Origin of the sequence: Helicobacter sp. UBA3407 (assembly GCF_949747025.1) — a bacterium.
Lineage (GTDB): Bacteria > Campylobacterota > Campylobacteria > Campylobacterales > Helicobacteraceae > Helicobacter_D > Helicobacter_D ganmani.
The window spans coordinates 1-13,555 of the sequence record NZ_CATKCB010000161.1 but is presented as its reverse complement, the minus strand read 5'-3'; the positions used below and the strand labels follow the sequence as shown (position 1 = coordinate 13,555).

General features: G+C 36.1%; 11 protein-coding genes and 2 tRNA genes. 6 read left to right on the top strand and 7 right to left on the bottom strand.

Features of this window, described 5'->3' with window-relative positions; all coding sequences use genetic code 11:
- Positions 1 to 21 precede the first annotated feature (21 nt).
- Complete coding sequence (gene nhaA, locus Q1553_RS06055; protein WP_115551647.1) at positions 22 to 1,353, bottom strand: Na+/H+ antiporter NhaA; 1,332 nt, start codon at positions 1,351 to 1,353, stop codon at positions 22 to 24.
- Between the two features lie 9 nt (positions 1,354 to 1,362).
- Positions 1,363 to 4,197 (bottom strand): RecB-like helicase, encoded by a 2,835-nt coding sequence (locus Q1553_RS06050; protein ID WP_115551648.1) that lies wholly within the window; start codon positions 4,195 to 4,197, stop codon positions 1,363 to 1,365.
- A gap of 131 nt (positions 4,198 to 4,328) precedes the next feature.
- Between Q1553_RS06050 and Q1553_RS06045 the strand changes: the two genes are divergently transcribed.
- Together Q1553_RS06045 and Q1553_RS06040 are read left to right on the top strand one after the other, a co-directional pair.
- A complete protein-coding gene (locus Q1553_RS06045) occupies positions 4,329 to 5,213 on the top strand; it encodes a DnaJ C-terminal domain-containing protein (RefSeq protein ID WP_115551649.1) in 885 nt (294 codons plus the stop codon).
- A 9-nt stretch (positions 5,214 to 5,222) separates the two neighbouring features.
- A complete protein-coding gene (locus Q1553_RS06040) occupies positions 5,223 to 5,591 on the top strand; it encodes a helix-turn-helix transcriptional regulator (RefSeq protein ID WP_115551650.1) in 369 nt (122 codons plus the stop codon).
- Between the two features lie 26 nt (positions 5,592 to 5,617).
- Here Q1553_RS06040 and thiE read toward each other — a convergent pair whose 3' ends face one another.
- Positions 5,618 to 6,244, bottom strand: a complete 627-nt coding sequence (thiE, locus tag Q1553_RS06035) for a thiamine phosphate synthase (RefSeq protein WP_115551651.1) — start codon at positions 6,242 to 6,244, stop codon at positions 5,618 to 5,620.
- A gap of 64 nt (positions 6,245 to 6,308) precedes the next feature.
- On the opposite strand from thiE, the gene hypF reads away from it, so the two are divergent.
- Complete coding sequence (hypF, locus tag Q1553_RS06030; protein ID WP_300842816.1) at positions 6,309 to 8,729, top strand: carbamoyltransferase HypF; 2,421 nt, start codon at positions 6,309 to 6,311, stop codon at positions 8,727 to 8,729.
- Positions 8,730 to 8,879: 150 nt separating this feature from the next.
- On the opposite strand, the gene Q1553_RS06025 is transcribed toward hypF, so the two are convergent.
- The 3 genes from Q1553_RS06025 to rpsT all read right to left on the bottom strand — a co-directional run bounded on the left by Q1553_RS06025 (position 8,880) and on the right by rpsT (position 10,491).
- Positions 8,880 to 8,970 (bottom strand) — tRNA-Ser (locus tag Q1553_RS06025).
- 99 nt (positions 8,971 to 9,069) lie between these two features.
- Positions 9,070 to 10,140, bottom strand: a complete 1,071-nt coding sequence (gene prfA, locus Q1553_RS06020; protein ID WP_300668193.1) for a peptide chain release factor 1 — start codon at positions 10,138 to 10,140, stop codon at positions 9,070 to 9,072.
- Positions 10,141 to 10,215: 75 nt separating this feature from the next.
- Positions 10,216 to 10,491, bottom strand: coding sequence for a 30S ribosomal protein S20 (rpsT, locus tag Q1553_RS06015; protein ID WP_115551654.1), 276 nt, complete (start codon positions 10,489 to 10,491; stop codon positions 10,216 to 10,218).
- Positions 10,492 to 10,571: 80 nt separating this feature from the next.
- Here rpsT and glmM point away from each other — a divergent pair, with 80 nt between their 5' ends.
- The 3 genes from glmM (at position 10,572) to Q1553_RS06000 (ending at position 12,494) form a co-directional block, all read left to right on the top strand.
- Positions 10,572 to 11,909 (top strand): phosphoglucosamine mutase, encoded by a 1,338-nt coding sequence (gene glmM / locus Q1553_RS06010; RefSeq protein ID WP_115551655.1) that lies wholly within the window; start codon positions 10,572 to 10,574, stop codon positions 11,907 to 11,909.
- On the top strand, positions 11,903 to 12,394 hold the full coding sequence (lspA, locus tag Q1553_RS06005) for a signal peptidase II (RefSeq protein ID WP_181881638.1): 492 nt from the start codon (positions 11,903 to 11,905) through the stop codon (positions 12,392 to 12,394). The genes glmM and lspA overlap by 7 nt, the downstream gene beginning before the upstream one ends.
- A 24-nt stretch (positions 12,395 to 12,418) precedes the next feature.
- A tRNA-Val gene (locus Q1553_RS06000) sits at positions 12,419 to 12,494 on the top strand.
- Between the two features lie 40 nt (positions 12,495 to 12,534).
- Here the strand turns inward: Q1553_RS06000 and Q1553_RS05995 are convergent.
- Positions 12,535 to 13,555: phospholipase A (locus tag Q1553_RS05995; protein WP_300842815.1), on the bottom strand; the 1,021-nt coding region annotated here is incomplete at its 5' end.

Here is a 13,555-nt window from a genome sequence, read left to right as displayed (position 1 = left end):
AAAAAGCCCATCTTGATGAGATTAGTGGTGCGAGAGTTTGCCACGAATGATAAAAAAGATACTTCCTAAAATACCTGCTGTCAAAGAAGCAACAAGAATCGTGATTTTAGCAACATCTGTTGCAACAAGACCGTGTGCGCTATTGACATCAAATGCAAGATTAGTAACAAAAATAGACATCGTAAATCCAATCCCTCCTAAAGCTCCCGCTCCAAAAATATCCATCCACGAAGCACCATTAGGACGCGCTGCGATTCCAAGCTTCTCTGCAACAAAAGTAAAGGTAAAGATTCCGATTGGTTTCCCAACCACAAGCCCTAAAAGAATTCCCAAAAAGACATGGTCAATGCTAAAATCAATATTAGAACCAATCGCAACTCCAGCATTTGCAAACGCAAAAATTGGCATAATGAGATAATTGCTATAAGGTGCAAGTGCGTGTTCTAAACGCAAGAGCGGATTTTGCACCGCATTTTTTTCTTTGCTTAAATGGTGTAAAGCTTCCACTTGTTCATTTTGAAGTAAGATTCCATCTTTTTTCGTTTCTGCCTCTTGAAAATGACTCACGATTGTTTTAAGTTTGTCCATAAAGGAAAGTGTGTCAATCTTAGGCGCAACAGGAATCGTAAAAGCAAGCATAACCGCTGCAATTGTCGCATGCACACCACAATTATGCACGGCAATCCACAAAAAGACTCCCAAAAGCATATAAGGAGTTAGAGCCTTAACGCCCATTTTGCCAAGTATCACAAGCACAACAATAATCCCCGCCGCAACTGCCAACCATTCAAGAGAAACTCCAGTAGAATAGAATAATGCAATAACGATAATTGCACCCAAATCGTCCGCAACTGCCAAGGAAACCAAAAAGACTTTAACAGAGATAGAAACGCGTTTCCCAAGTATTGCCAATACCCCCAATGCAAACGCAATGTCTGTCGCCATTGGAATTCCAAACCCTGTTACAGAATCTGTGCCTACATTTAAAGCATAATAAATAATTCCCGGTCCAATCATTCCACCAAGTGCGGCAATAATCGGTAATGCAGCACGTTTAAATCCCGCAAGTTCTCCAAAAAGCACTTCGCGTTTAATTTCTAATCCTACAACCAAAAAGAAAAATGCCATTAAAACATCGTTAATCCAATGTTCTAAGCTCATTCCAATGAAATGTCCATTTACACTAAAACCAAATTTAGTTTTCCAAAGCTGCGCATACGCTTCACCCAAAGGCGAGTTTGCGACAATCATCGCCAAAATTGCACAACATAGCAATAAAACACCCGCAAAAGATTCGCTTTGTGTGATTTTTTTAAAAATCGCTAAAAAACCTTTTTTATTTTCCGCTTCCATAACTCCTCCTTAAACTTCAACTAATCTTCCTTCACCTTGCGTGTAAAAAATATATCCATAAGCTGTTTTATGCAATATTGCACTTACAGATTCCATATATTCACGCACTTGCACCCTATGTGATTCCTTAGGTGAACCGCTCTTATAATCTACGATAAACGCTTGCTCATCTCCTATAATCAAAAGGTCTAAACGTTTTTGCTTACCATCAAACAAAAAAGGAATTTCACATTTTACCTTTCCTTTAGCCAAAATTTCAATTAATTTTTGATTTTTTAATACAAAATTACATTGTGTGATGATTTTTTGTAATTCTTCGCGCTCTAAATAAAATCCTACTTTATTATCCAAAAGCTCCAAAATCAACGAATCCCTAAGGGCATTTTTAAGCTTTTGTTCCATCACAAAATGCAGTGCAATTCCATAATAAATTGCTTTAAGACTTCCGCAAATCTCTTCATTTTCTCCTCTTTCCTCTTCCTCCTCTTTTAGATACATTTCCTTTTGTCGTCCGAGATTTTCCAAACTTAGTTGCGAGGAAGAAATACAACAAAAAGTCTTTTGGGGTTCTAGATTTACAGCGATTTTTCCTCTTTGGATTTGCATTTGTATTGCGCTTTTTAAATCCCCTCTTGCTTGTGCATTGAGTTGCAGAATCTCAAAAGCACTTTTATTGTCAAGACAAAAAATGTTCATTGTATCTTTTGCGCGCGTTAAGGCAACATAGAGCTGATTTTTCAAATCCTTGGTTTCCAATTCTTCTTCTTTACACAACGCATTTTGATACATAGAATCCAAGCTACTTCTAATTTTGCTCTTGTTTTGATTAGCATATTGAAAAATCCTTTGAATCTCTACACCATTTTCTTTAAACTCAAAAAACACATTTCCGTGCTGATTGTTACTTGCATTGGATTTATCCACCACAAACACATTTTCAAACTCCAATCCTTTGGATTTATGAATTGTCATAATCCGAATCCCCACAAAATCACTTGAAATAATCTCTAACGCAAACCTCTCTACTTGCTCCAATAATTCCCCTATATCATAAAATTGCAAACAAGATTCTAAAAATTTCTTGGCACTTAAACTTGCGATATGATAAGACTCCATAATTTTCAACAATACCCTTGCAGGTTCTTTAACTTTTGCAAGAGATTCTACAACAACCTCTAAGCTTTTATTCTGCGATTCTGTAATCTCTATTCCCAAAAGCATAAAAAACTCTTGCCTAAATTGAATCTTTTTAGTTTGTATGTATTTTAAAACCTCTATTAGCGCACGCACTTCATTGTGATGAATTAATTTTGCACTCGTGTCAATGACAACCTTTACCCCCTTGTCTTGCAGAAATTGTGCAAGTTCCACTACGGATTTGTTATCAAAAACCAAAATCGCTATTTCTTCCTCTTTTGCCCCTAGCTTTCTTAAATCCTCTAATCTCTGAAAAACCTCAAAATAAAGATTCTCTTTTGTGCAAGCTTGCACTTTTACGCTACCTTCTACATTTATCTTCGCAATTTGGGGGATAAAATCCTGAATCGTATTGGTAAAAACATCATTAACAAAATCCACAATATGTCTAGCACTGCGGTAATTTGTATCTAAGTTTTGGGATTCCATTCCATTGCTTGCAATTTTAAATAATTCCGGATTCCCTCCACGAAAACGATAAATGGATTGCTTTGTATCCCCTACATAAAAAAAGCTCCGCTCAAAGTTTTTTTGTCCCTTGCCGCTTTTGATTTCCTCAATCAATGGCTTTAGAATCTCATATTGCAAAATGCTTGTGTCTTGAAACTCATCTATTAAAATATGGCTCAATGTGCTATCAAGTCTAAAATACAAAAAATCTTTATGAATAAATTTTGCGGCTAATAATTGATAAACTTTTGAGGCAACTGCATTGAAGCTTAAACGATTATTCTGCCGATAATAATGTTCTTTTGCTTTTAAAAAGCATTGAAAAATCCGATAAAGCTGCTCCAAATATTCTGCTTCTTCTTGCAATAAACCTTGATAAATAGATTCTTTTAAGAGTGCAAAATCTGCTTCATTAAAGGGAGTTTTAGAAAATTTATCTCTTTTGTAGTCTTGTAAATTTTGCTTTGTTAGCCAAGTTTGACCCTTTTGTAATAAGCTTTCAAAATTGCTAAACTGCAAACTATCTGCTAATTCTCCAAAAGTCTCAACATAAGTTTTTTGAATGCGCCTAGCATATTCCATTGCTTTTTCTTTGGGGTTTTCTCTTTGTGATTCTATAAATTTTTGTATAAAAAGGCTTTGTTGGAGCATTTCCTTAAAAGAATCCAAAAACACGCACAAAGTGAGAATATGGTTCAGAGTTTGTTTTTTGCGGTAACAAATCTCTAAAATCTGCTCAAAATCAGTTTTTTCCAAAAGCGATAAAAAAATTTCCGTAATTGCTTCTAAATCATCTTCTTGCAACTCAAAATCATATTCTACCCCCACATACCAACAAAAATTTTTTAAGATTCTTTGGAAAAAGGCGTCAATCGTCGTAATCTTTAAGTCTTCTCGCAAAAAATCATAATAAATTTGACTGATTTTATCTTGCCATTTTAGCCATTCTTGTTCATCTTTGATAGTAATAAACTCAAATTTATTAATATACTCTCTATTATTTTTATTGTCATAAAGTTCTTTAATCTTATGGATAATTCTTTCTTCCATTTCTTGAGCGGCTTTTTTCGTAAAAGTAAGCGTTAAAATGCTAGAAGGTTTTGCCCCTAAAAGCAGTAGATTTAGATAACGCATTGCAAGCTGATAAGTCTTTCCACTCCCAGCACTTGCACTTAAACACAAAAGCGGATATTGCATAAATTCCTCCGAAAATTTGCAATTATAACACTAAAAAGAAAAGTTGCCAAATCCTTACAAAGTTGATTGACATAAACTAAAGTTTTATTATATAATAAACTATAAAGTTTTAAATATTTTAAGGAAATAAAATGTCAAAAAGCCTTTATGAAACACTTGAAGTCTCTCAAGATGCAAGTAGTGAAGAAATCAAAAAATCTTATCGTCGCTTAGCAAGAAAATACCACCCAGACATCAATAAAGACGCGGGAGCAGAAGAAAAATTTAAAGAAATTAATGCCGCTTATGAGATTCTAAGCGATGAAAATAAACGCAAACAATACGACCAATTTGGAGATTCTATGTTTGGCGGACAAAATTTCCATGATTTTGCCCGCGGACAAGGCAATGTGAATTTAGACGATATTTTAAGTCAAATTTTTAGTGGAGGATTTGGGGGTTTTGGAGGAGCAAATTTTGGCAATGCGGGCTTTGGCGGATTTGATTTTAGTCATTCGGGTTTTAAAAACACACGAAATCAGCCCAACTTAGACCTCAATGCGCAAGTTACGATTCCTTTTACTACCGCAATTTTAGGAGGCAAACATAGTGTAAATGTGCAAGGCAAAAATTATGATATTAAGATTCCAGCAGGCATTAAAAATGGAGAGACCATTCGCCTAAAAGGCAAAGGGCAAACAATAGGGGCGCAAAGCGGGGATTTGTTGCTTAAAGTCAGTGTCTCTCCTCACCCACAATACACACAAGAAGGTGATGATTTGACAAAAAAATTTAATTTACCTCTAAAAATTGCATTATTTGGTGGCAAAATTGAAATTGAAACCTTGCAAAAAACAATTACTCTAAAAATACCAAAAAATACCAAAAATTCACAAAAATTTCGCGTTAAAGAGCTCGGCGCAATGAATCGCAAAACAAAAATTTATGGCGATTTATATTTAGAAGCAAACATTATTTTGCCCGATTGTGATTCTATGCCTAATGAGCTCAAAAACGCATTGGAAAAATACTTATAAGGAGATTTAATGTATAGTTATGATGAGCCTGTTTATTTAATCAGCGTTGTAGCCAAGATTCTAGCAATCCACCCGCAAACCTTACGACAATATGAACGGGAGGGACTAGTAGAACCGGGTAGGACAGATGGAAAAATGCGCCTTTACTCCCAACGCGACATTGACAAAATCAAAATGATTTTGCGCTTGACACGAGATTTGGGAGTCAATCTTGCAGGAGTGGATATTATTTTGCGACTTAAGGATAGGTTAGATGAACAGGACAAAGAGATTGAAGAGTTACATCTTAGCCTAGAAAAACTCAAAGCCAATCAGCCGAGTAAATCTGTCATCAAAAAACAAAGCTCCTATGAAGTCATTATCTTTAAAGACCGCTAAATACAAATACTTAAGAATCTTGGAATTTAACAATTCCAATTCTTAATAAGATTTTGAACATTTTGCACAATGTCTCCTCGCCAAATACCGCTAATGCACGCTACCATTTGTGCTTCTTTTATTTGTGCAATATTTTGGGCATTAATCCCGCCAATCGCACAAGCTGGAATAGAGTGGGACATCATAGAAAATTGCTTAAATAAACTCAAATCCATTCTTTTAGCCTGTGGTTTGGTGAGAGAGCAAAAGCAAGATCCAAAGGCTACATAATCCGCCCCTGCTCCGACCGCTGCTTTGGCTAATTCCAAACTCCCATAACACGAAACACCCAAGATTCCACGATAATCTGCGCGAATTTGCCTTAATTCCTCTAAGGTATAGGGCGTGTCGTCTGCTTTTTTTCCGATATGCAAAGCCTCAACCTTAAGATTTATCGCCAATTCCACTCTATCATTGAGGACAAAAACCACATTAGAATCCTTGCAAATTCTCTCCAATTTGGGACAAAGTTCTGCTATTTCTTCATCACAGCTTTCTTTATCACGCAATTGGAACAATGCTATTCCACCTTGAATGGCAGCCTGCAAGGATTGTTCTAATTTATCTTTTGGCGTCAAAAGAGTATCGCTAATCGCGTAAATTCCTTTTAACATTATTCTATTCCTAATCAAAAATATTTTAAAATTCTATATTTTAAAAGGTAAAGAGAATTTAAAAATGCCCAAAAACAAAACAAATCCATCAAAAACCCCTCCCAATTCTCCGCTCTTAAGCTATGAATTTCGCTTGCAAGGCGTAGTGCAAGGTGTGGGATTCCGCCCTTTTGTGTATAAAATCGCAACCAAACACAACCTGAAAGGCTTTGTATGCAACGATACGCAAGGAGTTTTTATCCTAGTGCAAGGAAATAAGAAAGACTTAAAAGCCTTTGCAAAAGATTTACAAAATCCTCCAAAAGCAGCGAAAATCGCGCATTTCTCCAAAAATCCTTGTTCTGCACATAAACTTTATCAAGATTTTACGATTCAACAAAGCCAGCAAAACTCTCTTTTAAGTGCTACGATTCCAGCGGATATTGCGCTCTGTCAAAATTGCTTAGAGGAATTGTTTGACCCCAATAATCGCCGCTTTGGCTATTCATTTATTAGTTGCACAAATTGTGGCGCACGATATAGCCTCATCTCTGCCTTACCTTATGACAGAAAGAACACTGCAATGCAAAAATTTCAAATGTGCAAAGAATGTCAAAGTGAATATGATAATCCAAATTCACGCCGATTCCATTCAGAAATTAACTGCTGTCAAGTTTGCGGACCAAAACTATTTTACACCCATCATTTAAAAGACTTTATTGCCGCAAAAGAATTCCTAAAAAACATTCCCGATTCCGAACTCTACGAGAAAGCAAAAAAACATAAGCTACATTTTGCGCACAATCCCTTAGAAGAGGCGATTAAGGATTTAAAAAAGGGCAAAATCCTAGCTATTAAAGGAATCGGAGGCTATGCGCTTGTATGCAATGCACTCAACACTGAAGCAATCACACTCTTAAGAGAGCGCAAACATCGTCCTAGAAAGCCTTTTGCGATTCTATGTAAAGACTTAAAAATGGCAGAACATTATGCGCAATTAAACGCAGATGAAAAGGGAATTTTAACCTCACCTATCGCACCGATTCTCCTTGCAGAGACAAAAAGCGTGGAATCACATACTAAATCCCACGCCCTGCCACTACACTGCATTGCCCCAAATCTTAAGACTTTAGGCATTATTCTGCCTTATGCGCCCTTGCATTATTTGCTGACCCATGCATTAGACTTTCCGCTGATTTTTACAAGTGCAAATTTAAGCGGAGAGCCTATCATCAAGAGTTTTAGCGCAATCATAGAGCATTTAGGAGAGGTATGCGATGGAATCTTATCCTATAATCGTGAGATTTTAAATGCAATAGACGATAGTTTAGTGCAATCTTATCATTTAAAAGAAAAAAATCTTTTGGGAAATTTCCAAGTTATGCGTCGTGCTAGGGGGTTTTTGTGTGATATTTCTTTGCCACTTGACACAAATCATTCTCAAGATTTCATCGCCTTAGGAGCACAACAAAAAGCAACTTTTTGTCTGCATTTTCGCAACAAAACCCTTTTAAGTCCGTATTTGGGAGATTTGGATAATCCAGCAAGTCTAAGTAATTTTATCAATACACAGCAACTTTTTTGCACGCAATACAAAGCAGATTTTAAAACCTCTGTGTTAGATTTACATCCAAACTACACACAAAGAGATTTTGTAGATAAAAACACACAAACCCACTTCGTCCAACACCATTTTGCGCATTTGCTTTCTAATATTGCAGAAAATTCCATTGAACACGAAGTTTTGGGTGTAATTTTTGATGGCACAGGCTATGGAATAGATGGCAACATTTGGGGTGGAGAGTTTTTAAAATGGAATCCTAGCAAACCTTTGGAGTTTTCTCGTGTCGCACATTTTGATAATTTCGCGCTTTTAGGGGGTGAAAAAGCCATTAGAGACATTCGGAGGCTTGGTTTAGAAGTCCTATTTAATGCTTTTAAAGAGGATTATACGCAATTAAATTTGCTCTTATTGAAATCTTTAAAGCAAGAATTTGGGGATTCTACACTAGAAACCTTCTATCATTTCCACCAATCAGACAAAAAAATACTCTGCAACTCTGTAGGGAGATTATTTGACGCAGTGAGCGCACTTTGTGGGGTTTGTTTCAAGGTAGATTATGAGGGAGAGGGTGGAATGATTTTAGAATCTCTTGCCACAAAAGATAAAACCCCAAAGGCTTATCCTTATGAAATAAGAGATAATCTTATCTTATGGCAATTTTTAATTCAAGCCATTTATCAAGATTTGCAAAATGCGATTCCTCTACCACAAATTGCATTCAATTTTCATTATACTTTAGCAAAAATCATTGCTGCCATTGCACAAGATTCTACAAACATTGCGCTTAGTGGCGGATGTTTTCAAAACAAGCTCTTAACACAATTAACACTAGAAGCCTTAGAGGGCAAGAAAGTCTATTTACATCATCAAATTCCCTGCAATGACGGCGGTATTAGCTTCGGACAAGCTTATTATCAATGTCTATCCTTGCGAGATCCTTAATTATAGATTGCTTCGGCTTAAAAACCTCACAATGACTAAAGCAGTATGGTTCTTGTAAGATTTCTGCAAAGATGACGAGGTTAAAGATTATTAAATTTTCTAGCTAATTAGAATTAAAAATATTTATCATTTTTGCTGTGGAAATTCAAGTGGCGGACAGAGAGAGATTCGAACTCTCGGTAATCTTACGACTACGCATCCTTAGCAGGGATGTGGTTTCAGCCAACTCACCCATCTGTCCTTGTAAAAAAGAAGCATAATTATATCTTTTTTAAGTAAAACAAAACTTAAATTAAACTTTTAAAACTCTTACCTGCTTTATTGCTTAAGAGAATTATGCCTAAGAGATGCCACTATTCTGCAAAGCTTCTGCTTGAAAATATGCCACAATAGGGTCAATCACCATATCCAAATTACCGCTTAACATAATTTCTTCTAAGCTATACAATGTTAAACCCACGCGATGGTCTGTCAGGCGATTCTGTGGATAATTGTAAGTTCTTATGCGCTCACTTCTGTCGCCACTTCCTACTTGTGATTTTCGCTCTTGCGCATTTTGTTCCATTTGCGCTTCTAATTGCTCTTCATAGATTCTAGCTTTTAAGATTTTCAAGGCTTTGTCTTTGTTTTTGTGTTGAGATTTCTCGTCTTGCATAGAGACACTAATACCTGTCGGGATATGCGTAATTCTTACCGCGGAATCCGTAGTATTGACGCATTGTCCCCCGTGCCCTCCTGCACGAAACACCTCAATTCGCAGGTCATTGGGATTAATCGTAACTTCCACATCATCTACTTCTGGCATAATCGCCACTGTGATTGCCGAAGTGTGAATGCGCCCTTGTGATTCTGTTTCTGGCACGCGCTGCACACGATGCGTGCCGCCCTCATACTTAAGTCTTGAATATGCTCCCTTACCTTTTATAAGGGCAATCACTTCCTTATAGCCACCAAAATTATTTTCACTAGAGCTGATAATCTCTACTTTCCACGATTTTAATTCTGCATAACGCACATAAGTGCGGAATAAATCGCCTACGAAAATTCCCGCTTCATCTCCACCTGTACCAGCGCGCAATTCCAAATAAATATTTTTGTCGTCATTTGGGTCTTTTGGGAGCAAAAGAATCTTAATTTCTGATTCTAAAGACTCATTTTGCAATTCTGCTTCTTTGATTTCTTCTTTTGCTAAATCTCCCAAATCTTTATCATCTAATAATAATTTATTCTCTTCAATACTTTGGAGATTCTTAAGGTATAGACGCGATTTTTGCACCAACTCTTCTAAATCACTTTGTTCTTTGCTAAGCTCTGCAATACGTTTAATATCTTTTAAAATCTCTGGGTCAGTTAGGAGCTTGTTAATCTCATCATAACGTTTGATGAAAGGCTGAAGCTTGGAAGCTAACATAAGGAAACTTAAAGGCTAAATTGAGGTAAATTTACTCTCATACAAATCAGAAAAACAGAATCGCAAACGCAAAAGTTAAACGTTTGCTAAAGCAAGTTTTTTTACTGAAGTGTTGAGGCGACTGATTTTTCTAGCAGCAGTATTTTTTGTCAAGATTCCTTTGCTGACATAGCTGTGGAAGTTTTTGTTGATTTGCTTAAATACTTCTTGAGCTTTGTTTAGGTCTTTTGCAGCAATTGCTTCGCTTAAATCTCTTGTCATATTTTTAATTCTTGTTTTATAATAGCGATTGCGTTCGGTGCGTGTTTTTGTTTGACGAATACGTTTTTGCGCAGATTTATGATTTGCCATAGGGTGTTAATCCTTTTATAAAAATTTTAAGCTATAATTTTAGCTGATTTTTTATTAAAAGCAAATAAAAAGGTATAGAAATGAAACTTTTTGGAACAGATGGCGTAAGAGGCGAAGCGGGCGTGAAACTTGACGCATTCTGTGCGCTCAAACTTGGAATCGCAGCAGGCATTTATTATCGCGAACATTCTAAAACAAACAGAATCCTTGTCGGCAAAGATACTAGACGCAGCGGCTATATGCTTGAAAATGCTCTTGTTAGCGGACTTACAGCAGTTGGATATGAAGTCATACAAATTGGTCCAATGCCTACACCCGCGATTGCCTATCTCACAGAAGATATGCGGTGCGATGGAGGGATTATGGTCAGTGCAAGCCATAATCCCTTTATGGATAATGGAATCAAATTTTTTGGGCGCAGCGGTTATAAGATTGATGAAAAAGATGAGGCAAGAATTGAAAAAATTTATCACGATACTCATCAACTTGAAAATGCTCAAAAAAGAGGAAAAGAAGTCGGTTCTAGTAAGCGGATTGACGATGTTGTGGGACGCTATATTGTGCATATTAAAAACTCTTTTCCAAAGGATTTATCTTTGCACGGAATCCGTGTCGTGATAGATTGCGCCAATGGTGCAGCTTATAAGGTCGCACCTACAATTTTTAGCGAACTTGGAGCAGAAGTTTTTGTCATCAATGATGAACCCAATGGCTTCAATATCAATGAAAATTGTGGCGCGACACAGCCGCTTATGCTTCAAGAAGAGGTGCGCAAAGTGCGTGCAGACATTGGATTTGCACTTGATGGCGATGCAGATAGGCTTGTTGTTGTAGATGAAAAGGGCGAAGTCGTGCATGGTGATAAACTCATCGGAACTTTGGCACTCGCCGCCAAAGAAAACAAAACATTGAAAAATAATACCGCGGTTGCAACAATTATGAGCAATTATGCTTTAGAGGAATTTTTAAAAGAACATCAAATCCAATTGATTCGCTCCAATGTGGGAGATAAATATGTTTTAGAATCTATGCTTGCACAGGACTTGAATCTTGGTGGAGAACAAAGCGGACATATTATTTTTAGTGATTTTGCAAAAACAGGAGATGGGTTAGTAAGTGCCTTGCAAACCATTGCCTATATTTTAAAATCTAAAAAACCTGCCTCCAAAGCCTTAGATTGTTTTAAACTTTATCCCCAAATCTTAAAAAATTTAAATGTGGATTCCAAACCTGCATTGGAATCGCTAGAAAATTATCAAGCCTTGCTTGAAACCATAGAATCACATAATATTCGGCATTTAATCCGATATAGTGGCACAGAAAATAAGCTAAGGATTCTACTTGAGGGAAAAGAAGTTAAAAAATTAGAAAAAATAATGCAAGAATGTGAAACCTATTTCAAGGGAAAAATTTGCTAGTCCTTTCATCGGATTTATATCAAAAATGGATAAATTTTGGTATAGCATTTGTTATTATTTTTGCATTAGACCAGTCCATCAAATGGTCCTTTTTATTGCAAGGCTATCAGTTTGGCGATATGATTTATGAAACTCGCTTTGTCTCTCTTCTTCTTGTTTATAATAAAGGTGTGGCATTTTCTATGTTCGCATTTTTGGGAGATTGGCTAAAATTTTTGCAAGTTTTACTTCTTTTTGGAATCCTTATTTACTTATGGAAAAATCAAGAATTCGTCCAATCCCATACTCTCCCTCTTGGAATCATTTTTGGAGCGGGATTTTCTAATGTCTTAGACCGCTTCATACACGGAGGAGTAGTGGATTATATTTTTTGGCATTATCAATTTGAGTTTGCAATTTTTAACTTTGCAGATGTGATGATTGATTTAGGGGTTGTTCTTATACTTTATCAAACATTTTTAAGAAAAGATAAAAGTGTGTCGTGATAGAATCTCGTCTTTATTTTATTTGGTCGCGTAGCTCAGTTGGTAGAGCACTACCTTGACATGGTAGTGGTCGCTGGTTCAAGTCCAGTCGTGGCCACCACTTTACAAAGATTAAAGCAAAATCCCAAATAAATATTCTCCTAACGATTAAACAAAATACCAATACCAAAGCGATTAATGGAGTTATTATAATCCTGCAAACTCTCCCCATATCCATTGAAAAATTGCAAATACAAATAAAGATTCTTATAAATTGGGTAGGAATAATCCAATAAAATAGCTCCCTTATTATCCTCTCTCAAATTATTCCTCAAAGTCGCTGTAAAGAGATGTTTGTTCCATAAATAGCCAAAACTCAAATCGCCATAACCTAAGTATTTAGTAATATCTGGATTATCGTCCTTTTCAGCCTTTTCTGGGATTCTATACCAAGCCCTTAAAGAAGCAACAAAATTTCCATAACTATAAATTCCCTCCGCAAAAATCCTATCCCAACTGTGAGAATGGCTCAAGTCACCACCATTACTTTGATGTAAATAGCCAAAATTAATACGATTAAAAAATAAATCATAATTCTCCAAAGGATAGCTAAAATATAAACTCGGCTCATAATTGCTTTCACGAAAAGGTCTAGAGTTTTGATTATCATAAAGTTGCCAAAAACTTTGTTGCGTATAGGCAAAATACAAATCTAAATCTTGCGCAAATAAATCATCTAATAGTTTTTTCTTAATGCTAATTTGGAATTTTGTCTCCACCTGTTTATTTTGATTGGGTTCTTTTGAGCTGCTTATATTCATTGGGATAATATAATTAAATCTATCTGGCTCAAAACCTAATAACCCGCCCATAAATTCATTGCGCTTAAAACGTCCCTCATAGGGTGTTTTCTTATCAGATTCTACCTCATAAATAGCAGAATCCTCCTTTGCAAGGCTTTGATGCAAAGATTCTTGCTTTAATGAGGAGATTAGTTGATTGGAATCCATTGGGGATTCTGCTTCTTGAGGCTGCACAAAAGTAACATAAACCTTTTTATCTTTTGGCAAATTTAATGTTAATTGATTTGTTTTTTCTGTATCTACTTTTATAACTTCCAATACTTCCATATTTTCGTTCAAAATCAATACTTTTAACTTTTCATCGTTTTTAAACTCTAAG

What these genes read in the sequence shown, in the direction of transcription:
- Q1553_RS06045 (WP_115551649.1), top strand. Translation starts at nt 4,329, where the DNA reads ATGTCAAAAAGCCTTTATGAAACACTTGAAGTCTCTCAAGATGCAAGT.
- hypF (WP_300842816.1), top strand. Translation starts at nt 6,309, where the DNA reads ATGCCCAAAAACAAAACAAATCCATCAAAAACCCCTCCCAATTCTCCG.
- Q1553_RS06040 (WP_115551650.1), top strand. Translation starts at nt 5,223, where the DNA reads ATGTATAGTTATGATGAGCCTGTTTATTTAATCAGCGTTGTAGCCAAG.
- Q1553_RS06050 (WP_115551648.1), bottom strand. Translation starts at nt 4,197, where the DNA reads ATGCAATATCCGCTTTTGTGTTTAAGTGCAAGTGCTGGGAGTGGAAAG.
- prfA (WP_300668193.1), bottom strand. Translation starts at nt 10,140, where the DNA reads ATGTTAGCTTCCAAGCTTCAGCCTTTCATCAAACGTTATGATGAGATT.
- glmM (WP_115551655.1), top strand. Translation starts at nt 10,572, where the DNA reads ATGAAACTTTTTGGAACAGATGGCGTAAGAGGCGAAGCGGGCGTGAAA.
- thiE (WP_115551651.1), bottom strand. Translation starts at nt 6,244, where the DNA reads ATGTTAAAAGGAATTTACGCGATTAGCGATACTCTTTTGACGCCAAAA.
- rpsT (WP_115551654.1), bottom strand. Translation starts at nt 10,491, where the DNA reads ATGGCAAATCATAAATCTGCGCAAAAACGTATTCGTCAAACAAAAACA.
- nhaA (WP_115551647.1), bottom strand. Translation starts at nt 1,353, where the DNA reads ATGGAAGCGGAAAATAAAAAAGGTTTTTTAGCGATTTTTAAAAAAATC.